The sequence below is a fragment of the Streptomyces alkaliphilus genome (genome assembly GCF_014141535.1).
Classification (GTDB): domain Bacteria; phylum Actinomycetota; class Actinomycetes; order Streptomycetales; family Streptomycetaceae; genus Streptomyces; species Streptomyces alkaliphilus.
On sequence record NZ_VKHT01001233.1, the window covers coordinates 1 to 1,276 of the forward strand.

Annotated in this window: 2 protein-coding genes; one reads left to right on the forward strand and one right to left on the reverse strand. The window is 74.8% G+C overall.

Annotated features, from left to right (window positions below):
- Positions 1-499: 499 nt before the first annotated feature.
- Complete coding sequence (locus FNQ90_RS23640; protein WP_143623421.1) at positions 500-952, forward strand: Crp/Fnr family transcriptional regulator; 453 nt, start codon at positions 500-502, stop codon at positions 950-952.
- A gap of 49 nt (positions 953-1,001) precedes the next feature.
- Here the strand turns inward: FNQ90_RS23640 and FNQ90_RS23645 are convergent.
- Positions 1,002-1,276, reverse strand: a 275-nt coding sequence (locus FNQ90_RS23645) for a hydantoinase B/oxoprolinase family protein (protein ID WP_182608208.1), incomplete at its 5' end; no start/stop codon positions are given.

Below are 1,276 nucleotides of genomic sequence, written 5' to 3' on the forward strand. Positions count from 1 at the left end.
CTCCGGAGTCCGCACCGGGCGGCGCCGCGGACGTGTCCGCCCCCTCCTCCGGCGGGGGTTGTGGGCCCGACGCGTTCCCGATCGGGGGCGCGGCGGTGTCGGGGGCCCCGGCGGTGGCGCGCGGCGTCCCGACGGGCGGCGCGTCGGCCCGCCGTCGTTTCTCCCCGGCCATGCCGCCTCCTCGGTCGCCCGATGTCGTCGGACCGGCGGGCCACCGGGCCTCTCGGCCCGCGAGAGGGCCGGACGGACACCGTCGTCCCGGTTTCTCCGGGGTATCCATTCAACTGCTGTCGGCCCCGGACCGCGCGGTGAACACACCGGGTGAGCCATCCGGAGGAGTGGGGGATCGTTCCCCGCTCGTCCGTTCGGGGGAATTTTGCCGGAATAGCTCGGGTGTTCCTATCCTGGTGCGACCGGCTCCGTCACCCATGGACCCTCCCGGTCCCCCCGGGAGAACGCCCGCGGCGGGCGCCCCACCGCGGGCGAGAGAGGGGTTGTGATGCCCGCACCCAAGCAATTGCTGAAATCCCTGTCCCCGGAGTACCGCGAACGTCTCCTGCGGGTGAGCCGGGAGGTGTCCTTCCCCCAGGGGCACCGGATCTTCGAGGAACGGGGCCGGGCCGATCGTTTCTGGGTGCTCCGCTCCGGTTCGGTGACCCTCGACCTGCGGCTGCCGGGCGACCGCACCGGCTCCGTGGCGATCCTGGACCCGGGGGACCTGCTGGGCTGGTCCTGGCTCTTCCCACCCTACGAGTGGGACTTCGGTGCCGAGGCCGTCAGCCCGGTGCGGGCCCACGAGTTCCTCGGGAGCGAGGTGCGCGAACTGTGCGACCGCGACCCGGCCTTCGGTTACCTCCTGATGCGGTTGTTCGCCGAGATCCTGGCCAACCGCCTGCGCCTGGCCAGGAGCCGCGCGTTGGACCTCTACGCACCGCGCGCCGCCGGCTGGTGACCCACCGGGGCGGGGGCGGCCCGGGAACCGCCGCTCCCGCCCCGGTGGGTCACGGGGCGGACCCGTCGGCGGACCCGGCCCCCGGTACGCCCCATCCGCCGCCGCCGGGGGTCTCGATCACCAGCAGGTCGCCGGTGGTGACCTCCACCGCGTCGCGGCCCCGCAGCTCCCGCCGCGTCCCGTCCGCGCCCAGCAGGGCATCGCGGGCGAGCGCGCCGGGCGAACCACCGGCCATGCCATAGGGCGCCACCCGGCGGTGGCTCCCCAGCAGGGTGACGCTCATCGGTTCCAGGAACCGGATGCGGCGCACCACCCCGTCACCCC